The organism is Terasakiella pusilla DSM 6293, assembly GCF_000688235.1.
In the GTDB taxonomy this organism is placed as follows: domain Bacteria; phylum Pseudomonadota; class Alphaproteobacteria; order Rhodospirillales; family Terasakiellaceae; genus Terasakiella; species Terasakiella pusilla.
Window position 1 is genome coordinate 36,274 of the sequence record NZ_JHYO01000024.1, and the last position, 25,593, is coordinate 61,866.

Annotated in this window: 30 protein-coding genes and 2 tRNA genes; 21 read left to right on the forward strand and 11 right to left on the reverse strand. The window is 48.6% G+C overall.

What is annotated here, in order from left to right; translation table 11 throughout:
- The first annotated feature begins 90 nt into the window (after positions 1-90).
- The 4 genes from Q397_RS0115070 to Q397_RS22795 all read left to right on the forward strand — a co-directional run bounded on the left by Q397_RS0115070 (position 91) and on the right by Q397_RS22795 (position 3,644).
- Positions 91-1,089, forward strand: coding sequence for a cysteine synthase A (locus tag Q397_RS0115070; RefSeq protein WP_028880133.1), 999 nt, complete (start codon positions 91-93; stop codon positions 1,087-1,089).
- A gap of 85 nt (positions 1,090-1,174) precedes the next feature.
- Positions 1,175-2,032: a 3-mercaptopyruvate sulfurtransferase gene (gene sseA, locus Q397_RS0115075; RefSeq protein WP_028880134.1), complete on the forward strand. Its 858-nt coding sequence runs from the start codon at positions 1,175-1,177 to the stop codon at positions 2,030-2,032.
- Between the two features lie 109 nt (positions 2,033-2,141).
- A complete protein-coding gene (gene metC, locus Q397_RS0115080) occupies positions 2,142-3,308 on the forward strand; it encodes a cystathionine beta-lyase (protein ID WP_028880135.1) in 1,167 nt (388 codons plus the stop codon).
- A gap of 42 nt (positions 3,309-3,350) precedes the next feature.
- Complete coding sequence (locus Q397_RS22795; RefSeq protein WP_051610096.1) at positions 3,351-3,644, forward strand: DUF6460 domain-containing protein; 294 nt, start codon at positions 3,351-3,353, stop codon at positions 3,642-3,644.
- Here Q397_RS22795 and Q397_RS0115090 read toward each other — a convergent pair.
- Positions 3,641-5,899 carry a sensor domain-containing protein gene (locus Q397_RS0115090; RefSeq protein ID WP_028880136.1) on the reverse strand — a complete coding sequence of 753 codons (2,259 nt, stop codon included), beginning with the start codon at positions 5,897-5,899 and terminating at the stop codon, positions 3,641-3,643. The two genes, Q397_RS22795 and Q397_RS0115090, sit on opposite strands and share 4 nt — an antisense overlap.
- 236 nt (positions 5,900-6,135) lie before the next feature.
- Here Q397_RS0115090 and Q397_RS0115095 point away from each other — a divergent pair, with 236 nt between their 5' ends.
- On the forward strand, positions 6,136-6,351 hold the full coding sequence (locus tag Q397_RS0115095; RefSeq protein WP_084149081.1) for a DUF1653 domain-containing protein: 216 nt from the start codon (positions 6,136-6,138) through the stop codon (positions 6,349-6,351).
- Positions 6,352-6,417: 66 nt separating this feature from the next.
- Here Q397_RS0115095 and Q397_RS0115100 read toward each other — a convergent pair.
- The 4 genes from Q397_RS0115100 to Q397_RS0115115 form a co-directional block, all read right to left on the reverse strand.
- Positions 6,418-6,494: transfer RNA gene (locus tag Q397_RS0115100), tRNA-Arg, on the reverse strand.
- A gap of 23 nt (positions 6,495-6,517) precedes the next feature.
- Positions 6,518-6,811 (reverse strand): ETC complex I subunit, encoded by a 294-nt coding sequence (locus Q397_RS0115105; protein WP_028880138.1) that lies wholly within the window; start codon positions 6,809-6,811, stop codon positions 6,518-6,520.
- A 184-nt stretch (positions 6,812-6,995) separates the two neighbouring features.
- Positions 6,996-7,072 (reverse strand) — tRNA-Pro (locus tag Q397_RS0115110).
- A gap of 67 nt (positions 7,073-7,139) precedes the next feature.
- Entirely contained in the window at positions 7,140-7,601 is a 462-nt protein-coding gene (locus tag Q397_RS0115115; protein WP_084149082.1) for a DUF192 domain-containing protein, read from the reverse strand.
- Positions 7,602-7,858: 257 nt separating this feature from the next.
- Here Q397_RS0115115 and Q397_RS0115120 point away from each other — a divergent pair, with 257 nt between their 5' ends.
- The 10 genes from Q397_RS0115120 to Q397_RS0115165 are packed head-to-tail and all read left to right on the forward strand — an operon-like array spanning position 7,859 to position 15,292.
- A complete protein-coding gene (locus tag Q397_RS0115120; protein ID WP_205618837.1) occupies positions 7,859-8,350 on the forward strand; it encodes a Na+/H+ antiporter subunit E in 492 nt (163 codons plus the stop codon).
- Positions 8,347-8,649: an MrpF/PhaF family protein gene (locus Q397_RS0115125; protein WP_240475082.1), complete on the forward strand. Its 303-nt coding sequence runs from the start codon at positions 8,347-8,349 to the stop codon at positions 8,647-8,649. The genes Q397_RS0115120 and Q397_RS0115125 overlap by 4 nt, the downstream gene beginning before the upstream one ends.
- Complete coding sequence (mnhG, locus tag Q397_RS0115130; RefSeq protein WP_084149083.1) at positions 8,649-8,999, forward strand: monovalent cation/H(+) antiporter subunit G; 351 nt, start codon at positions 8,649-8,651, stop codon at positions 8,997-8,999. The genes Q397_RS0115125 and mnhG overlap by 1 nt, the downstream gene beginning before the upstream one ends.
- Entirely contained in the window at positions 8,996-9,586 is a 591-nt protein-coding gene (locus tag Q397_RS0115135) for a DUF4040 domain-containing protein (RefSeq protein WP_240475083.1), read from the forward strand. Before mnhG ends, Q397_RS0115135 begins: the two co-directional genes overlap by 4 nt.
- Positions 9,583-10,002 (forward strand): Na(+)/H(+) antiporter subunit B, encoded by a 420-nt coding sequence (locus Q397_RS0115140; RefSeq protein ID WP_205618838.1) that lies wholly within the window; start codon positions 9,583-9,585, stop codon positions 10,000-10,002. The genes Q397_RS0115135 and Q397_RS0115140 overlap by 4 nt, the downstream gene beginning before the upstream one ends.
- 3 nt (positions 10,003-10,005) lie before the next feature.
- Positions 10,006-10,377, forward strand: a complete 372-nt coding sequence (locus Q397_RS0115145) for a cation:proton antiporter subunit C (protein ID WP_028880145.1) — start codon at positions 10,006-10,008, stop codon at positions 10,375-10,377.
- Positions 10,374-11,849 carry a monovalent cation/H+ antiporter subunit D family protein gene (locus Q397_RS0115150; RefSeq protein WP_028880146.1) on the forward strand — a complete coding sequence of 492 codons (1,476 nt, stop codon included), beginning with the start codon at positions 10,374-10,376 and terminating at the stop codon, positions 11,847-11,849. The genes Q397_RS0115145 and Q397_RS0115150 overlap by 4 nt, the downstream gene beginning before the upstream one ends.
- On the forward strand, positions 11,846-13,342 hold the full coding sequence (locus Q397_RS0115155; RefSeq protein ID WP_028880147.1) for a monovalent cation/H+ antiporter subunit D family protein: 1,497 nt from the start codon (positions 11,846-11,848) through the stop codon (positions 13,340-13,342). The genes Q397_RS0115150 and Q397_RS0115155 overlap by 4 nt, the downstream gene beginning before the upstream one ends.
- Complete coding sequence (locus Q397_RS0115160; RefSeq protein WP_028880148.1) at positions 13,339-13,593, forward strand: hypothetical protein; 255 nt, start codon at positions 13,339-13,341, stop codon at positions 13,591-13,593. The genes Q397_RS0115155 and Q397_RS0115160 overlap by 4 nt, the downstream gene beginning before the upstream one ends.
- Entirely contained in the window at positions 13,580-15,292 is a 1,713-nt protein-coding gene (locus Q397_RS0115165) for a Na(+)/H(+) antiporter subunit D (protein WP_240475084.1), read from the forward strand. Before Q397_RS0115160 ends, Q397_RS0115165 begins: the two co-directional genes overlap by 14 nt.
- Positions 15,293-15,346: 54 nt before the next feature.
- Here the strand turns inward: Q397_RS0115165 and Q397_RS22800 are convergent, their stop codons facing one another.
- From Q397_RS22800 to Q397_RS22805, 5 genes are all read right to left on the reverse strand, one after another.
- The gene (locus tag Q397_RS22800; RefSeq protein WP_051610097.1) at positions 15,347-15,928 is read right to left on the reverse strand and encodes a Panacea domain-containing protein; all 582 of its coding nucleotides are present in this window, start codon (positions 15,926-15,928) and stop codon (positions 15,347-15,349) included.
- A gap of 107 nt (positions 15,929-16,035) precedes the next feature.
- A complete protein-coding gene (locus Q397_RS0115175) occupies positions 16,036-16,476 on the reverse strand; it encodes a hypothetical protein (RefSeq protein ID WP_028880150.1) in 441 nt (146 codons plus the stop codon).
- Positions 16,477-16,632: 156 nt separating this feature from the next.
- Entirely contained in the window at positions 16,633-17,145 is a 513-nt protein-coding gene (locus tag Q397_RS0115180) for a hypothetical protein (protein WP_156950740.1), read from the reverse strand.
- A gap of 11 nt (positions 17,146-17,156) precedes the next feature.
- Positions 17,157-19,055 (reverse strand): AsmA family protein, encoded by a 1,899-nt coding sequence (locus Q397_RS0115185; protein ID WP_028880152.1) that lies wholly within the window; start codon positions 19,053-19,055, stop codon positions 17,157-17,159.
- Between the two features lie 86 nt (positions 19,056-19,141).
- On the reverse strand, positions 19,142-19,546 hold the full coding sequence (locus Q397_RS22805; RefSeq protein WP_051610098.1) for a rhodanese-like domain-containing protein: 405 nt from the start codon (positions 19,544-19,546) through the stop codon (positions 19,142-19,144).
- A 98-nt stretch (positions 19,547-19,644) separates the two neighbouring features.
- Between Q397_RS22805 and trmFO the strand changes: the two genes are divergently transcribed.
- Positions 19,645-21,003 carry a methylenetetrahydrofolate--tRNA-(uracil(54)-C(5))-methyltransferase (FADH(2)-oxidizing) TrmFO gene (gene trmFO / locus Q397_RS0115195; RefSeq protein ID WP_028880153.1) on the forward strand — a complete coding sequence of 453 codons (1,359 nt, stop codon included), beginning with the start codon at positions 19,645-19,647 and terminating at the stop codon, positions 21,001-21,003.
- Here the strand turns inward: trmFO and Q397_RS0115200 are convergent.
- Positions 21,000-21,827, reverse strand: coding sequence for a squalene/phytoene synthase family protein (locus Q397_RS0115200; protein WP_028880154.1), 828 nt, complete (start codon positions 21,825-21,827; stop codon positions 21,000-21,002). The two genes, trmFO and Q397_RS0115200, sit on opposite strands and share 4 nt — an antisense overlap.
- Positions 21,828-21,889: 62 nt before the next feature.
- On the opposite strand from Q397_RS0115200, the gene Q397_RS0115205 reads away from it, so the two are divergent.
- From Q397_RS0115205 to Q397_RS0115225, 5 genes are all read left to right on the forward strand, one after another.
- Positions 21,890-22,612: a squalene/phytoene synthase family protein gene (locus Q397_RS0115205; RefSeq protein ID WP_028880155.1), complete on the forward strand. Its 723-nt coding sequence runs from the start codon at positions 21,890-21,892 to the stop codon at positions 22,610-22,612.
- A complete protein-coding gene (locus tag Q397_RS22810; RefSeq protein ID WP_051610104.1) occupies positions 22,609-23,442 on the forward strand; it encodes a phytoene/squalene synthase family protein in 834 nt (277 codons plus the stop codon). The genes Q397_RS0115205 and Q397_RS22810 overlap by 4 nt, the downstream gene beginning before the upstream one ends.
- A complete protein-coding gene (locus Q397_RS0115215; RefSeq protein ID WP_028880156.1) occupies positions 23,439-24,545 on the forward strand; it encodes a hydroxysqualene dehydroxylase in 1,107 nt (368 codons plus the stop codon). The genes Q397_RS22810 and Q397_RS0115215 overlap by 4 nt, the downstream gene beginning before the upstream one ends.
- Positions 24,546-24,654: 109 nt before the next feature.
- Entirely contained in the window at positions 24,655-25,257 is a 603-nt protein-coding gene (locus Q397_RS0115220) for a superoxide dismutase (protein ID WP_028880157.1), read from the forward strand.
- Between the two features lie 100 nt (positions 25,258-25,357).
- Positions 25,358-25,593 (forward strand): IS1182 family transposase (locus Q397_RS0115225; protein ID WP_028879616.1); only part of this gene is annotated, 236 nt, incomplete at its 3' end.

Here is a 25,593-nt window from a genome sequence, read left to right on the forward strand (position 1 = left end):
AAAACACATTAATATTAGTTTAAATGTTGAACTCTTCTAAAGAGATGCCTATTTTCTCACCAAATAGGTTTTAAAAGAAGAGACAAACTAATGGATATTCGTGACGGATTTGTCGGCACCATCGGCAACACCCCTCTGATCAAACTTAAAAAAGCATCTGAAGAAACCGGATGTGAAATTTTGGCGAAAGCCGAATTTTTGAATCCGGGCGGGTCCATCAAGGACCGTGCGGCACTTGCCATTATTAAAGATGCCGAAGCTAAGGGCTTGTTGAAGCCCGGTGGGGTAATCGTGGAAGGCACCGCGGGCAACACCGGAATCGGAATTGCGTTGGTGGGCCGCGCGTTGGGCTACCGTAGTGTCATCGTCATGCCGGAAACGCAAAGTCAGGAAAAGAAAGATATGTTGCGCCTGTGTGGTGCAGACCTGCGTCTGGTTCCTGCTGTTCCTTACAAAGACCCGAACAACTACGTTCACTATTCCCGACGTTTGGCAGAAGAACTGGCTGAGACAGAAGAAAATGGCGCGATCTGGGCGAACCAGTTTGATAATGTGGCCAACCGCCAAGGCCATATCGCTACCACCGCGCAGGAAATCTGGGACCAGACCGATGGTAAGGTGGACGGGTTTGTCTGCGCCGTTGGGACAGGCGGAACGCTCGCGGGTGTCTCTATGGGGTTGAAGGCACATAACAAAGATGTGCAAATTGCTATTGCCGACCCGATGGGCGCTGCGCTGTATAACTATTATAAGCATGGCGAATTGAAAGCCGAAGGGTCGTCCATCACTGAAGGCATCGGTCAAGGTCGTATCACCGCGAACCTTGAAGATGTGATTATTGATCATGCTTATCAGATCAAGGATATGGAAGCGGTTCAGGTCGCGTTTGAATTGCTGAAAAATGAAGGTTTGTGTGTGGGCGGATCGTCTGGTGTCAACGTTGCGGGGGCTATTCGCCTTGCCCGCGAACTTGGACATGGCAAAACCATTGTGACAGTCTTGTGTGATAGCGGCACGCGCTACCTCAGTAAACTGTTTAACCCGACCTTTTTACGTGAACATAATCTGCCTGTTCCGGACTGGATGTAAAAAATATCAGGTTTGATCTTGTCAAAAGTGTCCTTAATGTGCCCTTATTATTCCAGAATTAAAAAGAGAATACAGGGGGCACATTATGAGCTTTAAAAATCCGCAGGCACTGGTTTCCACAGAATGGCTGGCAGAACATCTCAATGCACCGGACGTGCATATTGTAGATGCTACTTATTTTTTACCCGTCGAAGGTAAAAAGGCGATTGATGCCTATCATGAGGCCCATATTCCGGGGGCGCAGTTCTTTGATGTTGATGAAATAGCGGATGAAAAAAATCCCCTGCCCCATATGGTGCCTAGCGCGGAAAAGTTTTCTGCCCGTATGCGCAAGCTTGGTCTTGGTGACGGGTGTCGGATTGTCATTTATGATACGCGTAACGGCGGCTGTGCTGCGGCACGCGTATGGTGGACATTCCGGCTGTTTGGCCATGATGATGTTGCCGTCTTGGATGGTGGTTTTGGAAAATGGCTTGCGGAAGGTCGTCCGACCGAAGACGGTCCGGCAGCAAAACCTCAGGAACGTCATCTGACGGCACGTATCAACCATTTTATCCTTCGTGATAAAGGGCAGATGCTGAAAAATATCGAAGAACGCCGCGAACAGGTGGTTGATGCCCGTGCTGCGGTGCGTTATCGCGGTGAAGGTGAAGAACCTTGGCCCGTCATCAAGGTCGGCCGTATCCCCAATTCGTTGAATGTGCCTTGGGATAGCCTGATTGATACTGAAAATGGTGGTGTGTTTAAATCTGCTGATGACATGCGCGAGATTTTTAACGCAGCAGGCGTTGATCCGCGTAAACCCATGGTTGCCAGTTGTGGTTCCGGCGTGACGGCGGCTGTCCTTGCGTTTGCAGCTTATTTACTGGGGAATAATGATGCCGCGGTTTATGACGGTTCTTGGGCAGAATGGGGTGCTTGTGAAGACACCCCCGTTGAATAAGGCTCAAAAGTTATAAAACACGGTTACACCCCCTGTCGTTTGTTGCTGGGGGTGCTTTTTTTGGTGTAGCTTGTCGAAACGCATGAATTAAGGCTAGAAGGCGATAGAAATGAAGAAAGAAACTAAACTTTTGCACGCGGGGCGCAATCCTGAAAACAACTTCGGGATCGTGAACCCGCCGGTCTATCACGCCTCTACGGTGACCTTTCCAACTGTGGATGCACTTCATAAGGCTGATAAAAATCCAACGGAAGGAATTTTTTATGGTCGTATGGGGACACCGACATCGCGCGCGTTTGAAGAAGCGATCGCGGCCCTTGAAGGTGGGGAAAAAGCCATTGCCGTGCAATCGGGCCTTGCCGGGATTACAGGGGCGATCCTATCCTTTGTAAAAGGCGGGGATCATATTTTGGTGACGGATAGCGCTTATTTTCCCACCAAAAAGTTCTGTAATGAGTTTTTGAGCAATTTTGGCATTGAAGTAACCTATTACGATCCGATGATCGGCAGCGCCATTGCAGAGTTGATGCAAGATAATACCAAGATTGTCTTTACCGAAGCGCCGGGTTCTCTAACCTTTGAAGTACAGGATATTCCGGCCATTGCCAAGGTTGCCCATGATCACGGGGCACTGGTGATGATCGACAACACATGGTCTGCCGGATACTTCTTCAATGCGTTTGAACATGGGTGTGATATTTCTATTCAGGCGGCGACCAAATATATTGGCGGTCATTCTGATATCATGATGGGGACCATCACCCTGAGGGAAGAACATTATAAGATGGTCAAGACCAAATTGAATGTCCTTGGCTATTGTGCGGGGCCGGATGATTGTTATTTGGGGCAACGCGGTTTGCGTTCCCTCCCCGCGCGTTTGTCGCGTCATGAAGAAAATGGTCTCAAGCTGGCGGCGTGGTTAAAAGCACGTCCTGAAGTCACAAAAGTTCTCCACCCCGCTTTTGAAGATTGTCCGGGGCATGAGATTTGGAAGCGCGACTTTACAGGGTCCAGTGGTTTGTTTTCTATCGTGCTGGATGGCAAATACACGCCAAAAGCGGTGGCGTCCATGTTGGATGGTCTGGATCTGTTTCCGATGGGGTATAGTTGGGGGGGCTATGAAAGCCTGATCATCCCGTTTAACCCGAAAGGCGCCCGACAGGTGACAGAGTGGGTCGAAGACGGGCCGTGCTTACGTGTCCATGCCGGTCAGGAAAACATAGATGATCTGCTGGAAGATCTTGCCAAAGGCTTTGAGCGCTTGAATAACGCGTGATTGACAATAAATATTAAAGAAGACATGAATTAGGACGGTTTTATGCCAAATCATATTACAAAAATGCAGGAACGTATCGAGTCGAAGGGAATTGGACGCACTATTCTCCGTCTTGTTTTTATTTCCCTGCTTGTTGGCGTCATTATGTCGTTTTTCGACATTACGCCCCAGTCGATTATCGAAAATTTTGGCGAGACCGTTGTGAAGGTCTATGAGGTTGCGACAGGCTGGCTGCGTTGGATGGTCCCCTACATTCTGTTGGGCGCAACTGTTGTTATCCCGATCTGGGCCGTTTTGGCGGTCTTGAAAATGGCGGGTCGCAAAAAAAGCGACTAGTCATGTTGATGTAAAAAGCCGTTAAAATCGGCCGAAGCAAGAGGCTTGCTGAAGTAGTACCCCTGTACATACTCGCAAGCCTTTTCTTTTAGAATCTCCAGTTGTTTTTCTTCTTCCACGCCTTCTGCAACAGTCTTTAAGTTTAGACTTTTCGCCATAGAGATGATGGCATTGACCAACGCGGCGTCATCCGGATTATCGTGCATGTCCTTAATGAAGCTACGATCAATTTTCAAAACTGTGATCGGGAATTTTTTAAGGTAGCTCAAAGAAGAATAGCCTGTGCCGAAATCGTCTATGGACAAGCCGATTCCCATTTTGTGCAACAGCTTTAGTTGCTCAAGTGTTGTTTTGTCATCTTCAATCAACAGGTTTTCTGTGATTTCGATTGAAAGCGCGTGAGGTGGCAAATGGTTTTCTTCGAGCACTTCAGCAACCAATGTGGGAACGTTGACACGTTGGAATTGCCGGATGGAGAAATTGACTGACAAAGTGGGGGGATGTTCAATCGTTTGATGCCATATGGCGGCTTCACGGCAAGCTTCTCGCAACACCCATTCCCCTATTGGCAAAATGAGACCAACTTCTTCAGCCAATGGAATGAATTCGGAGGGCGGGATCAGCCCTTTCTGTGGGTGATTCCATCGGATCAGTGCTTCACAATTGGTCACTTTTCCGGTTTCTACAGAGATAATCGGCTGATAGTTGACGATAAACTGGTTCTTCTCCAAAGCGAGATGTAGGGAGGTTTCAAGTTCCCGCCGGGCTTGTGCTTCAAAATCCATTTCAGCAGTGAAATACTGAAAGGCGTTTCGTCCCTTGTCTTTTGCCCGGTACATGGCACTTTCTGCATTACGCAACAGATGTTGAGCGTTGGCGCCATCTTCGGGATAGATGGTGATCCCGATGCTGGCAGAGGCAAAGGCCTTCTGCCCATCAACCTCATAAGGTTCTGCGATCGTGGCTAGGATTTTTGTGACGACTTCTTCAACATTGCGAATGTCATGGATATCCGGCAACAGGATGGCAAATTCATCGCCCCCCAATCGCGCGCAGGTGTCTGACTTTCGGGTTAAAGACAGTAAGCGGCTGGATGCTTCCTTTAACAGTTGATCCCCTTTTGAATGTCCTAGTGTGTCGTTGATATGTTTAAAACGATCCAAATCAAGAAATAAGACCGCGACTCTATTTTGGTCCCGTTCTGCACGGTAAAGTGCGCCGGACAAGTGATCCATAAACAGATTTCTGTTGGCAAGGTTGGTTAAGTCGTCGTAGTTGGCCTGACGCTGAATGAAGGCTTCGGCTTCCTTGCGTTTGGTTATGTCGGCAAAGACCGCAACATAGCCTTCTTTCAGTCCCTTTTTGTCACGCAAGACAGACACGCTCATGCGTTCGGGGAAGGTTTCGCCGGACTTGCGTTTGTTCCAAATCTCCCCTTCCCAAAATTCAAGGCTATTCAATCTGTTATACATTTCGGCGAAGAAGTTTTCGTCATGTAAACCGGATTGAAGAATCTTTGGGTTTTTCCCCTTAACGTTTTCCAGTTCATATCCGGTGATTTTCGTGAAGGCCTTGTTTACGGTCTGAATGCGATTCTCGCGGTCAGTGACCATCACAGCCTCTGTGGTTGTTTTAAAGACGGAGGCAGCCAGACGCAGTTCTTTTTCGTCCTTGCGTCGTTTTTTCATGATGTAGATTAAAAAGAGGATAATGGCGAGTAAGCAGATCATCCCAAGCATCATAAGAAAGAATGTCTGCTGGGCACGTTCTTCAATAATATGTGTTTGTTGCTGGACGATATCTTCCAGTCGAGCTTGATAATGCCAAAGGTGTTGCTGAAGTTCGCGTTGTTCCGAAATGTCACGGATGATGGAAAACAGCAGAACACGTCCATCAAAGTCATGAGGAACGGAATAAACCTCTACCGTGCGGATATCGCCATTGCCAAGACTATGGCGGAAAATAAAAAAGTTTCGGCCTTCTTCTTTGGCGAGTTTACGTTCTTCGGCGACCTGTTCAGGGGTAAATTGGTTAATATCCTGAATGCGCATACTCGTAAGCTCGGCACGAGAATACTTATAGAAGTCACTTGCAGCCTGATTGGCATCGACGATCTCACCGCTTTTGGGATCGATCAGAAGCATGATCGTATTATGTTTTGTGAAGATCTCTTCAAAGTTAGGGGAGGCTTTAGATGGGACAGCCAGCAGTAGACCTGCCAGAAATAGGCCCAATAACATACAGTTTTTAATCATAGCTCCCCCCTCACCCCTGCTATTATTTTTTTGAGGATAGCATTTCGTTTGAGAGGGTGAAACTATTCGTATGTATAAAACCCTAAAAAATAAAGGGAATGGCGTATGGCGCGCTCCGACTCCTCTTAAATTCCCCTCACCTGTAAAATTTTATCTATGGCATGAGACAGATCAGTGCAATTTGCGTTATGAAAGCCCGTCTTATAAATGTGAATCGTAACATGAGGAAAATGAGAATGAGCGAACTTAAGCCGGGACGATATCTTCATTATAAAGGTAACGAATATGTAGTCCTGGGTGTCGCAAGGCACTCTGAGACGGAGGAGCGCTTGGTCGTTTATCAGCCGCAGTACGGTGAAAGAGGCCTCTGGGTTCGGCCTTTGGATATGTTTCTGGAGAGTGTCGTACGAGACGGTGAAACCGTGCCGCGCTTTAAATACATAGATGAATAATCTTCAGGCGAGGCTTCGATCTCAGGATCTACGTGCGTCGCTATATATAACCGTTAAAGGAAGGAATGGCGTGCCCAGAAGGATTCGAACCCTCGACCGTCCGCTTAGAAGGCGGATGCTCTATCCAGCTGAGCTATGGGCACCCATGAAATGATTTAAATTTCAATCAGATAATCCGGTCGTATGCGAAATTATCCGCATAGCTTTTGATTTGCAATTTGCGTTGTTTCGGCTCTTTCACCATGTAGGAAAGACCCTTTTTCTCGGCAAATGCGATAGCAAGCTCTTTACTGTCAAATTTCATCTGAAGCTGCTTGCGTGTGTCGCCGCCCCCGGTCCAGCCCATCAATTCATCTGCACGTTCAGCAGCAATGGGCATAAACTCTAAAATCCAGTTATTTGTTTTGGCACGGCCCGATTGCATTGCGTTTTTAGCAGGCTGATATATCCGAACGTCCATTTCAAACACCTCTGATTGGTAACGGCTGATGGGGTACATGCCCCAAATGACAGGTTAGGTCAAACAAAATTGTAAATACACAGTGGTAAAACTATTTTCAATAAAATCCTGACCTTAATGTCAAAAAAAAATACCTTTGGTGTGAACCAAAGGCATCCTTCTCGTTTCTAGCGATCTAGAAAACTGGTCGGGGAGACAGGAATTGAACCTGCGACCCCTTGTACCCAAAACAAGTGCGCTACCAGGCTGCGCTACTCCCCGACGCCGCGGAAAGTAGGAAGTTTCGATGCACTTGGCAAGCAAAAAATTCAAAAACTTTGAAAAAAAATTATTTGGCCAAAATCACCCTGTCGCCAACCTTGATTCCAAAGTCTTCGGCGCTCCCCCCGCGAAGCTCTAAAACGGCAGAAACCTTGCCTCTTGAGTCAATGTGTCGGGTTGAATTAGGTTGTGTTTTTTCTTCTATATAGCGAATGACGCCCCGGCGATTAATAAAGAACATATCAAGCGAGATGGGCGTATTTTTCATCCACATGGTGACCGTGGTCGGTGATTGGTAGACAAAAAGCATCCCTTCACGCGGTCCAAGGCTGTTTCGAAACATCAGGCCTTTAGCTTTTTTTTCCTGCGTGATCGCGTATTCCACATTAAATTGGATGACACCTTCTTTCGTCTCGATTTTTAACGGGCCTTTCCCGGCAGCGTAGCTTTGACTGACCAGCGCTGAAAGGAAAAGCAACGCAGAGAGGCATAAAGTGGTGATGATCCTTCTTGGACGAATCCGTTTCATGAGTGCTTTTCCTAACTTGTTGTTTTCGCGTCTTTCTATTGGGTGTCGGCTTAATTTACGGGAATATCCCTAGATTGAAACCTTACAATTCTGCAATTTTACCATATTTGTACTTATACGAAAGAATTGGGAGCGCAAGATTCTCTTTTAAATGTTGTTATATTTTAACGAAGGGTTATCTTTGGCGTGAATTTTAGGTTAATGTAACCACATATAAGTTTAACAAGTTTTTATAATAATCAATCAGGGGATATCCTGTGGCAAGTTCAATTAGCCTTTGGGTTTTTCTATATGTTTTCTGGTTTTTATTATCCGGTCACACAGAACCCCTCCTTTTAGGGTTCGGCGCAATTTCATGTGCTGTGGTTGTATTTATTGCCTACCGCATGGACGTTATCGATCATGAGGGGCATCCATCACATCTGTCATTTCGCATCATCCCCTATTGGGTTTGGCTGTGTATCGAGATCGTGAAGTCCAATATTGATGTGGCAAAGGTTATTTTATCGCCCAAGCTGAACATCAGTCCGGTTATGTTTAAAACCAAAGCAAATCAATCTCGTGAATTGGGTCAGGTTATCTACGCCAATTCCATTACTTTGACGCCCGGCACCGTGACTTTGGGGCTGGAAGACGGCATTCTTGAAATCCATGCCTTAACCATTGAGGGCGCTAAAGGCGTACTGAGTGGCGAGATGGATCGTCGTGTCTGTAAAGTTAAAGGCAAGATGGAAGGACACAATGAATGATGTTCGCAGCAGCAGCGGCGGCGTTAATCGTCGCCATTTTTCTGGGTCTTATTCGGGCTTATCTGGGGCCAACGATTTATGACCGAATTCTCGCTGGCAACATGATCGGCACCATGACGGTGATTTTAATTGCCGTTCATGGCTTTTTGGCAGGGCGACCGGAATTTCTGGATATCGCACTGGTGTATGCTTTGATCAACTTTATCGGCACAATCGCGATTCTGAAATATTTCCGTTTCAAGGATTTGGGGCATGCCGGTACGGATAAAGGCCGCGAAGAAGTAGAGGATGACGCGTGATGGATATGATCTTTGATATCCTGAGCTGGTTTTTCATTTTGGCAGGAAGCGCGTTTGTGTTGATCGGTGCGATTGGCGTGATCCGCCTGCCGGAAGTCTTCACACGATCCCATGCTGCGGGCATGGTTGATACGTTTGGGACAGCTCTTATTCTGTTAGGACTGATGTTTCAGGCTGGCGGATTTAATTTGGTTTTGGTGAAGCTGGTGATGATCGGCTTCTTTTTGTTTTTCACCAGTCCAGTCTCCAGCCATGCGTTGGTTCGTGCCGCTTTAGCTGATGGCGCCAAGCCGTTGGCAGAAGATGGCTCCAACCTTGAAGGTGCCTATAAAGAGAAGGGAGAGAAATGATGCTAGATATTCTCGATATCGCTCTTCTTTTCTTCATGGCGGTGACGGCGATCAGTATTCTTCGATTAAAGAACCTGTTTGCGGTTGTTATGCTGGGCGGGATTTATAGCCTGCTGTCGGCCCTGATTTTCGTAAATCTTGACGCCGTGGATGTTGCTTTTACGGAAGCAGCGGTTGGTGCGGGTATTTCCACCGTTTTAATGTTGGGAACCTTGGCACTGACCTCACGCGAGGAAAAGCAGGAGAAAAAGCCGTCTCATAAAATCTGGCTGCCTTTGATGGTCTGTATTGCAACAGGCGCAGCTCTTGTATACGGGACGCTGGATATGCCGCGTTATGGCGATCCAAACGCCCCAATTCACAAGCATGTTGCGCCGCGTTACATCAACGATTCCATGGATGAAGTGGGCATGCCCAACATCGTAACTTCGGTGCTGGCAAGCTATCGTGGCTTTGATACGCTGGGCGAGACAACGGTGGTCTTTACGGCTGTGGTCGGTGTGTTGATTTTGCTTACAGGTCGTCGTCGTCGTGATAAGCGCGAACCCACACTGGAGGAACTGGAAGAACAGGAGGAAGAGGTATGATGCAACGCAAACCCATATTACGGGTTACTTCCAAAGTCTTTATGCCATTTATCCTGATCTTTGCATTGTATGTTCAGTTTCATGGTGATTTTGGGCCGGGCGGCGGCTTTCAGGCTGGCGTGATTTTCGGGTCGAGCTTTATTCTCTATGCGCTGATTTTCGGCCTGCACGATGCCAAACTGGTCCTTCCCAGCGTGGTGTTGGAGGTCATGGCGGCACTTGGGGTTCTGATTTATGCGGGGACAGGTGTTGTCAGCTTTTTTACGGGCGATAACTTCCTGAATTATAACTCACTCGCCCATGATCCATTACATGGTCAGCACTACGGTATTTTAATTGTCGAGTTGGGAGTCGGTTTAACCGTCTTTGCGGCAATGACACTGATTTTCTATACATTTGCAGGACGGGGCCGTTAAGACATGGAGTCTTTTACATTTTTATCGCCCGGCCTTTATAACTATTGGATTGTCATCTTTTTGATGATGGTCGGGTTTTACATTGTTATTTCACGCGGGAATTTGGTCAAAAAGCTGGTGGGGCTGAATATTTTCCAGACCTCTGTTTTTGTCCTTTATATTTCCATGGGTAAAGTTGAAGGGGGCACAGCGCCAATTTTTGGTGAAGGGTTCGAGACATTTTCAAACCCCCTGCCCCACGTCCTTATCCTCACCGCGATTGTTGTTGGTATCGCGACAACAGCGCTCGGTCTTGCATTGGTGGTACGTATTCGCGAGGAATATGGCACCATAGAAGAAGACGATATTCAAGCGCAGGAGGATGAAACACGATGAGTGCACATCTTCCTATCCTACAAATTCTGATCCCGTTGATGGCGGCACCGTTTTGTGTGGTTCTGCGTCATCGTGACATCGCGTGGTTTATCTCGCTGGTGGTCAGCTTGCTTTGTTTTGCGGTCTCGATCATGTTGCTGGACCGTGTGCTGGTAGAAGGCGTGATCTCCTATTATATGGGGGACTGGCCTGCACCGTGGGGGATCGAATTTCGCATTGATGTGGTCAATGCCTATATCTTGCTGATTGTTTCGGCAATTGGGGCAATCGTCTCCCTGTACGGGCGGCACAGCGTCAATAAAGAGATCCCGAAGGGACAGGTTTATCTGTTCTACACTGCGTTTTTGCTGTGTTTGACCGGTCTGTTGGGGATGGCTGCGACGGGCGATGCGTTTAACCTGTTCGTGTTTCTTGAAATCTCGTCTTTGTCCACTTACGCCATGATTTCATTAGGTAAGGATCGCCGAGCTTTGACGGCAGCTTACCAATATTTGATCATGGGGACATTGGGCGCGACGTTTTATGTCATCGGGCTTGGCCTGCTTTATATGATGACGGGGACGTTGAACATCGTCGATTTGCATGACAAGTTGGTGCAGCTTGACGATTCCATTCGAACACTAAAAGCAGCCTTGGCCTTTTTGACGGTCGGTTTGAGCTTAAAGCTTGCCCTCTTCCCGCTCCATTTATGGTTACCGAATGCCTACACCTACGCACCGAGTACGGTGACCGCCTTTTTGGCGGCGACTGCGACCAAAGTTGCGGTTTACGTCATGCTTCGGGTCTTCTTCAGCATTTTCGGCATTGATATGTTTGAAGAGATCGGCCTTGGTGACGTGATTATGGTGTTGGCGATTGTGGGCATGTTTACCGCTTCCACGGTTGCGATCTTCCAAAATAACCTCAAGCGCATGTTGGCTTATTCGTCAGTTGCCCAGATCGGCTATATCATGTTGGGGGTTAGCTTCCTCAATGCGACAGGGTTGTCTGCGGGGCTTGTGCATTTGTTAAACCACGCGATTATGAAAAGTACCTGCTTTTTGGCGCTCGGGTGCGTCATGTATCGTATGGGTACGGTGCGCTTGTCAGAGCTTGGAGGGGTGGGTAAAACCATGCCTTGGACCATGGGGGCTTTCGTCATCGGCGGTCTGAGCTTGATCGGCGTCCCGTTGACGGTGGGCTTTATCTCCAAATGGCAATTGATTTCAGCGGCCTTCCAAGCCGACCTGATGCCTGTTGCTTTCCTGATCTTGCTGAGTTCGCTTTTGGCGGTTGTTTATATCTGGCGGGTGGTTGAGGTTGCTTACTTCCGCACCCCGACACATCACGCTGGCTTTAAAGAAGCGCCGCTGTCCATGCTGATCCCGTTGTGGATCATGGCAGGGGCGTCGATCTATTTCGGGATTGATACGGACATGAGTTTGGGTGTTGCCCAGATCGCAGCGGATATGTTGATTGGAGGTACGCCATGAGCATGGAACTTTCTATTCTCCTCTCCATGATTATCCCGGCTGTTGGGGCGGTATTGATCGCATTGACGGGAAAAATACCCAATGTGCGCGAAACCGTGACCCTCTTTACCGCGGTTGCCCTTTTCCTCAATGTCCTGTCTTTGTTGGGGCCGGTTCTGGACGGCGCAACACCTGAAATCACTTTGATTGAAATGGTGCCGGGCCTATCTATAGCCTTTAAGGTCGAGCCTTTGGGCATGATGTTTTCCCTGATTGCATCAGGGTTGTGGATTTTGAACTCTATCTATTCCATCGGCTATATGCGCGGGAATAAGGAAAAACATCAGACACGGTTTTACATCTGCTTTGCGGTTGCGATCGCTGCCACATTGGGGCTGGCCTATTCCGCCAACCTGCTGACGCTGTTTATTTTCTACGAAGTGCTGACCTTCAGTACCTACCCGCTTGTGTCACACAAGGGGGACGAAAATGCGGTTAAAGGTGCGCGCACCTATCTTGGTATTTTGGTGACAACCTCAGTCGGTTTCTTGTTCTTTGCAATTGCATGGACGTTTTCCGCGACGGGGACGCTTGATTTTGTCAACGGCGGTATCCTTGGCGGAAAAGTTGAAGGACCGCTTATGGGCTTGCTCCTGATGCTGTTTATCTACGGCATCGGTAAGGCGGCTGTTATGCCTGTCCATAGATGGCTTCCGGCAGCGATGGTGGCACCGACGCCGGTGTCCGCGTTGCTGCACGCGGTCGCGGTTGTGAAGTCTGGTGTGTTCTCGGTCGTGAAAGTTATCGTTTATACCTTCGGGATTGATAATCTTGTGGCATCCGGTTCTGCCGGATGGCTGGTTTGGGTATCTGGTTTTACCATCATCGCAGCCTCTATGGTTGCGTTGCGTCAGGATAACCTGAAGCGTCGATTGGCCTACTCCACCATTTCTCAGCTCTCCTACGTGGTGTTGGCAGCAGCCATCCTAACGCCAATTTCAGCGGTTGGGGCGGCCTTGCATATCGCAGCTCATGCCTTTGGTAAGATCACCCTCTTCTTTGCGGCTGGGTCGATTTATACTGCAGCTCATAAGACGGAGGTCAGTCAGTTGAACGGCATCGGCTGGAAAATGCCAATTACCATGACAGCCTTTGCAATTGGGGCACTGTCCATGATTGGCTTGCCACCCACAGCGGGCTTTATCTCCAAATGGTATATCATCCAAGGGGCCATGAGTTCGGAGAACTTCCTTGCCTTGGGTGTGATTGTCTTGAGTACCTTGTTGAATGCGGGCTACTTCCTGCCGATCATTTACGCGGCCTTCTTTAAGAAAGAGAAAGCAGCAAAGCATGGTCATGACGGGCATCACGATCACCATCACGGTGATCATGGAGAAGCCCCTTTGCCGATCGTGATCGCGATTTCGTCAACAGCATTGCTGACCATTTTGATGTTCTTCTTCCCGGATATCGCACTTGAACTGGCACAAAAAATGATTGGGGGTGCACAATGAGTGACAATAAAGACATTCACTGGCTGTGTCGCCCAGCCACCATTAAAAAGCTTTGGGTGATCGGCATTGCGATTCTGGTCATAACCGTGGCTTTGGAATTTACCATTCATCCCCATGCCTATTTCGGTGTGGATGGCTGGTTTGGCTTTAACGCCTGGTTTGGATTTTTATCCTGTGCGGCCATGGTTTTGTTTGCAAAATTCCTCGGGATTTTCCTGAAGCGGGAGGATACCTATTATGATGATAAATAGTGCTATTCCGCCGGGGTTAATCTTGATCGTCGGCGCGATGTTCCTGCCTTCACTGGTGGGGAATGCGCGCAAGACAGCGATGTTGCTGATCCCGGTTTTGACCATGTATATGATCTGGGCTGTGCCGGATGGCGTTCAGCTGACGGTTCCTTTCCTGGATTATACGCTGGAGCCTTTGGAAGGCGATAAACTGTCGCGCCTCTTTGCGACCATCTTTACCTTGATGGCCTTTGTCGGTGGCATCTTTGCTTTAAATCAAAAAAGCCAGATCGAACTGATCTCGGCTTATGCCTATGCTGGCGGTGCCGTTGGTGTTGCCATGGCGGGTGATTTGGTCACCGTCTTTATCTTCTGGGAGTTTATGGCGGTTGCCTCGACACTTGTGATCTGGTCAGCACGCACAAAGGAATCTTATGGCGCGTCCATGCGCTATGCGATTGTCCATTTATTTGGTGGCGTGATTTTGATGATTGGTGTCATCGGTCAAGTTTATCATTCCGGCTCTGTTGAATTTACGGCGATGCGGGCGGATAGCTGGTGGACATGGATGTTGTTGGCGGGTTTCCTGATCAATGCTGGTGCCCCGCCCTTTTCCTCTTGGTTGCCGGATGCTTATCCAAGTGCGTCGTGGTCGGGCAGTGTCTTTTTGTCCGCCTTTACCACCAAGACAGCGGTTTATGTGTTGATCCGCAGCTTCCCCGGGGAACAGGTGCTGATTTATGTGGGGCTGTATATGGTGTTTTACGGCATCATCTATGCGCTGCTGGAAAATGACATGCGCCGCATTCTCGCCTATTCCATCATCAACCAGGTGGGCTTTATGGTCACAGGGATCGGGATTGGGACAGAATTGGCGCTAAACGGTGCTTCTGCCCATGCCTTTGCCCATATCATCTATAAAGCGCTGCTGTTGATGTCGGCAGGCGCTGTAATGTATGAGATCAACAAGCGCAAATGTACCGACCTTGGCGGTCTGTATAAGGCTATGCCGTTGACCATGGTTTGCGGGACGATTGGGGCCTTGGCCATTTCCGGCTTCCCGTTGACCTCCGGCTTTACGACCAAGACCATGATTGCCTCGGCTGCGGCGGTGGAACATATTGATTATGCGTGGTTCTTGCTGGAAGCGGCCTCAGCGGGTGTGTTCCTGCATGCAGGGATCAAGTTCCCTTGGTTTGTCTTTTTCCAACGCGCCCCGGGGTATGTGGAGCGTGAATTTGGGGCCAAACCGAAAGATCCTCCGTTTAACATGAAGTTGGCCATGGTGATCTTCGCGGCGCTTTGTATCGGGCTTGGGCTTTATCCTGAGCCGCTTTATGCGCTGCTTCCCTACTCTGTGGACTTTGAACCTTATAAGCCAGCAAAAGTCGTTCATATGCTTGAACTGCTTTTATTCTCCGGTTTTGCCTTCTTCGTTCTGTTGAAGATGATGAAACGGACGTTGACCATTACGCTTGATTTTGATTGGTTCTATCGCAAATTCTTCAATCTCCTGCATGAAGAGTTCGTGATCAAACATGGTGGTGCGGCCTTTAATGCCTTTAAATCGGCTTGTGTGCATCGTGTGAACCATTTGATCAAGTATGTGTTCAAGCATCACGGTCCGCAAGGTGTGCTGGCCCGTACATGGCCGACAGGCAGTATGGTGTTGTGGGTCGCGATCCTGTTGGGATTGTACCTGATTGTCTATTACATCTAGGCCGCTTGACCTATGTGATAAAACGGAAAAAGGAGGCTCGAGGGCCTCCTTTTTTTATGGTTTTTTCTTTTTAGCTTGCTGGGATGGCAGCGGGGTTGCTTGTGCGACTTTGCGCAGGTTCGCCCCCCAGGATTTGACCTGTACGGGCCGCCCGTCTTGTGAGCGCAGAATACGAGGTTTCAGCACCTTATCGATTGAGGGCGCATCTATTGATTTGGTGAAGCTTTGAATCATCAGCTTGTGGGAAATTTCGGTGCGTCGCCCCTTGCTGAGGGCCTGTTGAAAGGCTGGCGTCTTTTTACAAATCTCCGCCAGTTTATCAGCGGAGTAAGACCCGAAACGTCGCCAAATCCCTTCAAGAAAGGTTTCGACGGGTCCGGGCATGGTCGTATTCAGGTAAAAATTCGGTCTACCCTGTTCAAAGGCGCGAAAGACATGGGGTTCCAAAGGGCCGGTATCGTCGGCGACAAAAACACCGGGGGCAAGTTTGCGCCCCTTGTAGGCCACAGCAAAATAACTCTGCGAGAGAAACAGCAACCGATGCATTTTCATGGGTTGCAGATATTCATTGTTGTTAAGGGCATGGTCCATAAACCAAGCGGCAACATCGAACATGGTTTCTACAGCAGCGGTCATCGGGGCCTCGTTTTCTTTGAAACGTTTTCTAATCGGACTTATAGAATTGCACAGCATTTCTTTCCAGCGGCTTAACGCCCCCGGATAAAATAAACATCACTGGGATACTAAAGGGCAACGTTGAGCGAGCCGCCTCTGCTTTTGCCTTCGCCACTCACCGCACGCGTGTTGGTGTCGTAGGTGGCTGTCGCACGCGCCATATAGGCTTGAAATGCAGGTTTTGCCCCACCATACCCTTGTGCGGCAAAGCCCCCGTCATCAGCAAAATTACCATATTCTTCGCGAACATCTTCAAAGAGCATGGCAAAGGTGCGAGAGGTCCCGTGCAGTTTGAGAGTCTGCGGCTGTTCATGGGAGGGATTGTGGTGGCCTTGGCGTTGATCAAACCCGTCAAACCCGCGGTTTTCTTCTTCACCGCGCACGCCTGTCTGGGCAAAAAGTTCGGAAACAGCCCCGAATTGGGAGGAAACCTGACGCGCGCCACTGCCCGGTCGACTTGTCGTCACCGGCGAGGTACTAGCAGATACTGTCTTAGTAACGCTGGACATCGTCTAGGTTTCTTTCGTTTTAAAACTGGCGCATGGATGTGTCGTCCATGCGCGAACACACGTGTATACATATAATTTATATACAAATGAGGTAAGCGTCAAGGGGGCGCGAAGCTCTTTCGGTTGTTGAGCCTTGAGAGAGTATAACGCCCTGATTTATTGCGGCTTTAAATCGTCCGGCAATTCCGGTGGCAAGTCCGGTGAAACCTGTTCGGTAGGCTGTGTCTGACGTTGCGGTGCAGAATCGGTTGCCTGATTATTATAGCTGCACAAAAACGTGATCCGATTTGGCGTCATTAACGGGCAATCCCATTTGTCATTTTTAACATATTTCAACTGCAAGGAATTAACCATCGCCTGAATACGGCGGGAGCGCTGAACGGAGCCTTCAAAGGCTTGACCTTCCGCAACGGTTTGGCGTGTGGCTTTTTGGGCGTTGCTGAATTGAACAAGGTTTTCGATTTCAGTAATGCGGGTGCCGCACTCCTCTCTAGCGAGGTCATAAACCACTTGTCGGCTGTGTTGAGTGTGATCAAAACAGATGTTGACCTCTAGTGGCTCCGTGGGGACATTGGTATATCGTTCGCGCTTCCAATCTTCGACATGCGGCGGAGTTGTACAGGCTTGCAAGGCAAAAAGGCTAATACCGAGGGCAACAAATTTATACATATGCGTTTCCATTAATCCAGCAGATCGGCTTCTTCAATGACCATATCACCAAAATCGTCGTCTTCAGTCGTGGCGGTTTCGTCAGTGGGGATATCGTCCGTTGTATTCGGCAAAAAGCCTGAATGCAACCCTTCTTGCCGTTGTTTAGGCTGTGTCGCTTCCATAGTTGTATCAAGCGTCAGATCCTGCCAAGGCCCCTCAATGTTCACATAGCCCTTGGATTGCGGGGCGTTTGCTGTGGCCGGTATGGTGCTATTTAGCAAAAGCTTGAAGGTTTGATCATTGAAATTCAGGCCCGCGATTCCTTCAACCTGAACAAAGGGGGCAACAACCTTGATGTCATCGGAATTAACCTGCCCCTTTTCCCCTTTTAAATGGCCCTTCAATTCCGCAAATTCAAAAACGGGCATTTGTTTCGCGTTGAGAGACTGCGCCACATTGGTGTTTTTAAACAAACCGTCTAAAATGGAAAACTCCCCATGAATCTTGGAGGTTTCAAGGAAGTGTCGCGGTGTTGTCCCCCACGCCTGAGCTTCATAAAAATAGTTGAGCGTTCCCAAAGTCTCTACAGGCATGCCGAAGGCTTTTTGCACCTCTTCCAATGAAATGCCCTTAGAGTCCATGCGGAAGTTCATCACACCTTCATCAACACCTTTGTTCCAGCGTAGTCGAAGGTTTGTCAGGCCTTTAAAGGCGTTCATTTGCGTGGTTGACAGGGTCAGGCGAGCATCTTCGACTTCGACTTTAAGCCGAGGCGTGAGAGAGACCGCATTTTGTAAGTCAATTCCTTGAAACTTAATGCCAACATTTGCGTTGTAGGAGTTGAGAAATAGGTTATTAAAATCAAATTCATAAAAATCATCTGCGCTTGGCAAGAGTTCTTTCAGTGTTTGCTTGGGTACATTGATCGTCCCGGTAATCATCGGGAGAGCCGATTTGAAGTCAATCGCGCCAGACAGGATTGCGGTTGTTGGATTCTTGGTGAAAACAGCTTCTTCAATTTGCAGTTTTTGGTCGCGAACGGAGAGTTTACTGTTGATCAGAACATTGTCGTTTTTTTCAAGGCAGCTTTTGGGCTGATTAAACCAAGTGCATAAGTCATAGGTAGAGGGAATGTCAAAGCGGACATCGCCTTGAGAGACAAAAGAATGTCGCTGCGCAGCGCTGCCGTCAAAATTGATTTTTAGAGGGGCAGAGTCCAATTGCGCAGTCAGGCTACTGCGATAACCACGTAAAAATTCGTCGGGGCTTTGAAGTCGAACGTTAAGGTCGACACCGCGATTATTTAGATACATGTGGGAATCAATGGTGAAGTCTTTGCCCCCGCTTGGTTTTTTCAGAAGCATTTCGACTTGTTGAGCGGAAATAACCTGCCCTTCTTTGCGGTTCCATTGCAGGGTACCTTCACTGACCTTCGCGGATTCAAAAACCGAATCTTCAATAAAATGCAGGAGAATTTCCAGATAGCGGATATCCTCTTTTTTTGAGCCTCGAAGGTTTTGACGGATAAACTCAGGAAGGTGAGGTAAAAAGTCACCATTGATGGTTACTTTTGGATTGTAGAGAAGGAAATCATCAACCTCGATATTCCCCGTTAGCAGGCTTATGCTGCTCATATCAAGGGATAGCGTTTTGAAGGAACCGACGGTTTCAACCGAGCCGACAAGGGGGCCGTGAAAGGCCACATCTTCTGCCTTTAAAGACAGCGCCGGGAATAAGGTGAAGGTAAATGCACCCCTGAATTCAAAAGTCAGACCCGTATTGTTTTGAAGGTAGTTCTTGAAGAAACCCTTGTAAACACCTGAAGGCAAAAGAAAAGGTGTCGCAATAATAAGGGCGAGAATGACAACGGATATGGTTAATATCCGTGATTTAATCCATGACAAACCAAAACCCTCAAACTGAAGCATAGTAAACTTAATCCATTGAATTTACGCTATTAGATGCGCAATTTCGTTTACTTTACAGAGTGTTTGGCTGTGTCACAAGAATTGTCTTAGGACTTTGAGGTCGGTAAGCCCTGTTTTTTCCACAAGGTCAAGCCACCTTTGACGACCGAGACGTTTGTGAACCCGAGATTTTTGAGTGTTTTTGCCGCCATGGCAGAACGTTGGGAGGACAGACACATCACATAGACTTTATTGTCCAGGAACGCTTTCTTTTGCTCAAGGTCATCCCCTAGCGTATGGGGCTGCACGTTTATACTGTCCGGTACATGTTCGCTTGCATATTCTTCAGGTGTGCGCACATCGATCAGGACCGCATCGGGGTTATCTTGCAGGCGCACATGCACAGCGTCTGGCGCGACAAAGGGGACGCCAGCCACAAGACGGGGCAGCATGCGAAACGCGACAAACAAAACGATGACAACAACAGCGGCACTAACCAGTGATGAATCCATGAGATTTCCCTTTATATAACCTAATTCTGTTTAATCGAATTTGAGATAATAATGCAAGGGGCTTGCTAAATGATCGGACAAACTATATGTCACAGCTTATGACACAGACATTACACATTATTGGCGGCGGTCTTGCAGGGAGTGAGGCCGCTTGGCAGGCAGCAGAACGTGGTATTAAAGTTGTGATCCACGAGATGCGCCCTATTCGCCCGACCGAAGCTCACCAGACAGACACGCTGGCGGAATTGGTTTGTTCCAACTCTTTGCGATCCGATGACGTGCAGTATAACGCGGTCGGCCTGATGCATGAAGAAATGCGCCGCTGCGGTTCACTCATCATGAAGTGCGCTGACGAACATGCGGTGCCTGCCGGTGGTGCGCTTGCGGTTGATCGTGATGGTTTTGCCGAAGCGGTGCAAGCTGCCCTCGTCAATCATCCCAATGTGGAAATCATCCGCGAAGAAATTACCGACATTCCCGGTGAGGAATGGGATCAGGTGATTATCGCCACAGGTCCCCTGACGTCTGAGCCATTGGCAAACGCCATTAAAGCGCTAACGGATGAAGAGTCCCTGCACTTCTTTGATGCCATCGCCCCGATCATTCATAAAGACAGCATCGATTTTTCCAAGGCGTGGTTCCAGTCGCGCTACGACAAAGGCGATGGCAGTGACTACATCAACCTTGGCATGACGCGGGAACAATACGATCAGTTTATCGACGATCTGATCGAAGGCGAGAAAATGGAATTCAAAGAGTGGGAGAAAAACACTCCGTACTTTGAAGCCTGCTTGCCCATCGAAGTCATGGCGGAACGTGGGCGTGAGACACTCGCCTTTGGCCCGATGAAACCGGTTGGGTTAAAGAACCCGAATGACCCTGACACCAGACTGGCTGCGGTTGTCCAACTGCGTCAGGATAACAAGCTAGGGACGCTTTACAACATGGTAGGTTTCCAGACCAAACTGCGCCATGGGGAACAGGTCCGTATCTTCAAGACCATTCCGGGGTTGGAGAATGCAAGCTTTGCCCGATTGGGCGGCATCCATCGCAATACCTTTATCAATTCCCCTCGCCTGTTGGATAAGACGCTCAAGCTTAAAGGCCGTCCAAACATCCGTTTTGCTGGTCAGGTGACGGGCTGTGAAGGATATGTGGAAAGCACGGCTGTTGGCTTGATGGCAGGTCGTTTCGCGGCGGCAGAAATGTCAGGCCAAGAGATCATCTGCCCACCGGATGTCACCGCGATGGGCGGGATTTTGTCTCACATCACAGGTGGTGCCGATGCGTTAACCTTCCAGCCGATGAACATCAACTTCGGTCTTTTGCCGCCGATGGATGTGCGCAACGAACGTGGCAAGCGCGTTAAGGGGAAAGAGAAAAAGGCGGCTGTCTCCGCCCGTGCGCTCACCGCCCTTGATGATTGGTTGAAAGAAGCCGGAACCCTGTCGGCTTAATAACTTCCTCGCCAGCCATGAAGGATGAGCTTAATTTGTCTGGCGAGGCGCCCTCCCCCGATGTGGGGATTAAAGGGATCATAGGACAGTTTTTTAAGACGCTTGAGGTAATCTTCAATCGCGACTGTTGACAAAAGGGCTGCGTTTGACGCGGCCTTTTCTGTGCGCGCTTCTGCGATCAGGCGGGTGATCTCATCGGCTAACTCGCTTACACAGTTTTGCAAAGCGTTGCTCGGTTGGAAATCATGAAAAGCCTTTAAATCCAACTGATGCTTTTTTCGCAAAGAGACGGGGATTTTACATTTTCCACTGCGCGCTTGATATGGCAGCGTTTTAATCACATCACACAGCGCTTGTGCCGTGCCGATTTTTTGGGCGGCAGGCATAGTGTCAGAGTTTAAAAAGCAGGCTTTCATTTGATTGATGCTGCCCCCTGTGGCCTCCAGATAGCGCATGAGGGCGGGCAGATCATCATGGGCTTGATCTTCCATATCAAAGGCGCGGGCATTAAGATATCTATCTAACAGGCCTTTATCAATTGTCTTGGTTTGCAGGGTTTTAACAAACTCTTTGTGGGTGCCGTTTTCTGAATGATCTTGGCGATCAGTATAGACGGCTTCAACCACATCGCGCCACCATTGCAGGCGTATCAAGCCCAAATGCGGTTCCTTCACCATATCGCGGATACGCGCGGTTTCATGAGCGAAGAGACAGAGCGCATAAAAATCATCGCGATGTTCATCGGGCGCGTATAGCCCACAAAGGAACTGGTCGTGATCTACTTTTTGAATTTCCTGTCCGCACAGGCTAAGGCTGGTGGTCATGATAAGGGCTTTTGTAAATGAATGTCGTGTGTCATATAGGTCCTATTGGGGAGGAAAGCCAAGTGTCAAAAACACATGATAGCGAAAATTTTCCGGTCGCAAGTCTGTTTTTAGCCAAGCAGGTGCGCAAGGAGGTTCTTGAGTTTTATCGATTTGCGCGTGCCGCAGACGATATTGCCGATGCGCCTGACATGGCCCCCAAGGACAAACTGGCCCAACTCGACATGCCGACAACCAATCGCTATCAAGCGGACCTGTTGCAGGCTTTTAGGCAGGATGCGGTGAAAACCAGATATGAAAGCTGGGATGATCTGATCGCCTATTGCCAACTGTCGGCAAACCCCGTTGGGCAATTTTTGTTGCACCTTCATGGGGAGGAAAAGGGCCGCCCTGAAAGTGACGCCCTTTGTTCGGCATTACAGATTTTAAATCATTTACAAGATTGCGTGGATGATTACAAAAATCTGGGCCGAGTTTATCTCCCGCGGGAGTTTCTCTCCGCAGAGACGGGATTTGAAGAGTTGCTGAGCGCACAAGCTTGCCTCCCTGCCTTACGAAGTGTGCTGGATGAGTGTTTAAAACGAACGGATCATCTGCTGGCTGAAGCGGTCAAACTGCCGGGACTGATCCGTAACAAGCGCTTGCGCTATCAGGCCAAGGTGACAGTGTTGTGTGGATTTGCGCTTGCAGGTAAGTTAAAAAAGAATGATCCGGTGGCAACCCGCGTGGAACTGACCAAGCTGGATAAAATATTGATCGCATATAAAGGCCTTTACCCCTTATGACACAAGTGCTTGCCACAGATTTTAAATATGTTGAAGATGTGGTTCTTCAATCCAAAAGCTCGTTTGCTTTGGGGATGAAGGCGCTGCCTGCGGATCGTCGTGGCTATCTGTTTGCCATCTATGCTTATTGCCGCATCCTCGATGATATCGCTGATGAATCCGGTACCGTGGATCAAAAGCTGGTGGAGTTGGCACAGTGGCGCGCAAAGATTGATCAAATGCTGATGGGGAAGCCTGAGTGCCCTGTCACCCGTGTACTTTATGAGGCTGTTCAGCGGTTCCCTATCCCAAGCGATGAATTTTACAAAGTGATTGAGGGGATGGAAGCAGACGTGCGCGGCCCGATCCAGCGGCCTAAGTGGGATCAACTTTACGCCTATTGCAGATGTGTGGCGGTGAGTGTCGGGTTGCTTTCTCTCCCTATTTTTGGACGGACGGACAAGAGTGCGCAACAGTTTGCAGAAGAGTTGGGCTATGCTCTTCAATTCACCAATATATTGCGTGATGTGGCAGAAGACTGGTCGGAAGACCGGTTTTACTTGCCGTATGAAAGCCTGATCAAGCATGGTGTTAAAGATATTAACTCCCCCAACCTGTCCAATGTCTTGGAAGAGGTCGCAAACAAGGCAGAGCAACATTATCAAGCTGCCGAACGGCTGATTGATCAAACCGGTAGTAAAAACTTAAAACCCGCTCTGTTGATGATGGTGGTGTACAAAAAGCTGTTTGAAAAAATGAAACAGCGCGGTTGGTCGAAAATTGAGCCACGCATACGACTGTCAACGTTGGAAAAAGCGATGACGGTTTCTAAACTGATGGCCTTTGGATGACGAAGACCGTTCATATCGTTGGGGGTGGCCTGTCTGGTTTATCTGCGGCTGTTCATGCCAAATCGCTTGGTTTCACCGTTAAACTTTACGAGGCTTCCCCCCAACTTGGCGGGCGTATCAAAAAAGTCTCCCATCATGACAATGGGACGCATTTGTTAGTGGGTGCCTATCGCGATAGTTTTGAATATCTGGATATGATTGGCACGCGTGATCAGTTGAAAGCGACGAAAGGTGGCTGTTTTTCCATGTCGGAAGGGCCGTTGACGTGGGACATCCCCGCCCACAGCTTTTTTCGATCCCTACTGACCGGGGCGGTGCCGGGGGTAAATGCTTTCAATCTGTTTGGTAAAACCGCCCAACGCCGTGTTTGGACGCCGTTAATTCTTGCGATTTATAATACACGGCCATCTTGCGTTTCTCGGAAACTGATTTGGCAAACAGCCCGTGAGGTCTTGCGGGCTGGGCAGGACGGTTTAACGCCCTATCTTGCAATCGGTACCCTTTATGACGCGTTTGTCGCCCCGGCTTTGACTGGGATTGACGTGATTACAGGCGCACGCCTACAAGGGGTTGAGGCTGATCGGTTACAGTTTAAGACTATGGATGTTGTCCTGAATGGGGATAATCGCGCCATCCTTGCCCTGCCGCTTTCAGCCTATCGCCACATCAATCATCCTTTGGATATTGCGCACCATCCTGATCGCCCCATCACGAATGTTCATTTTTATTTGGAACAGCCGGTGGGGGAACGCTTTTTTGGGTTGGTGAATACACTTAGCCAATGGATCCATGCGAAGGACAAAATGATTTCTGTGACGATCAGTGATTATCAGCCTAATGATGATAAGTTGGCGCAAAAAGTCTGGCGGGAAATCTGCTTTCATTTTGATAAGGCCGAGACCAATTGTCCTGATCATAAAATTGTATGTGAAAAACGCGCAACACCCCTACAAGATAAAGGGTTTTGTAAGGTGCGTAGAGCTGTAAAAACCGATTTTCCCCATATTTTTATGGCAGGAGACTGGACAGAGACCAAACTTCCGGCAACAATCGAAAGTGCGGTCCGGTCTGGGAAAATGGCGGCACAGTCCGTTTTTGGATAAAATATTGAAAAAATTTCGATTTTTTTTGGTTTTGCCCCTTCTTTTTTCAGATCGATGATCCTACTTTTTAGAAACGGTCTAATGAATAACATTTTAAAGAGGTTTTACAATGGCTTTTGAACTCCCTGCCCTGCCTTACGCTCAGGATGCCCTCGAACCGCATATCTCTGCCAACACACTCAGCTTTCACTATGGCAAGCACCACAACACCTATGTTGTGAACCTGAACAACCTGCTTGGTGATGCAGCAGGTAGCAGCCAGGAAGATCTTGAGGCCGTGATTAAAGATGCTGCAGGCGATGCGTCCAAACAAGGCATCTTCAACAATGCGGCACAAGTCTGGAACCACACATTCTATTGGAACTGTATGACACCAAACGGTGGCGGTGCCCCAACTGGTGCGGTTGCTGAAAAAATCAATGCAGCGTTCGGTTCATACGACAAATTTAAAGAAGAATTCGCTCAAGCTTGTATCACAGCCTTTGGCTCTGGCTGGGGTTGGTTGGTCGTTGAAAATGGCGAACTGAAAATTACCAAAACAATCGGTGCAGACACACCGCTTGCACACGGTCAGACGGCTCTTCTGACATGTGACGTTTGGGAACACGCTTATTACCTTGATTACCAAAACCTGCGTCCAAAATACGTTGAAACGTTCCTCAGCGAATTGGTCAACTGGGACTTTGTGAACGAGCAACTGGCAAACGCCTAAGCCTCTTTCCGCTGAACAAAAAAAGAGCCTGTCATTTGACAGGCTCTCAGATTGCTGACAAAGGTCTCGCCTTGGCGAGGCCTTTGTGATTCAATGAGGAATGCTTAAAAAACGCGGTCCTCAACAAACGGAACTTGAGATGGTCAGTCTGGATAGTCTGGTTCCGTCCAACCATCTTTTGCGCAAAATTGATGCGCATATTGATTTCAGTTTCATTCACGACAAAGTGGCGCCTTTATATTGCGCCGATAATGGTCGACCTCCGCTTGATCCGACTATGTTGTTTAAGGCTTTACTGGTCGGTTATCTCTTTGGCATTCGCTCCGAGCGTCAGTT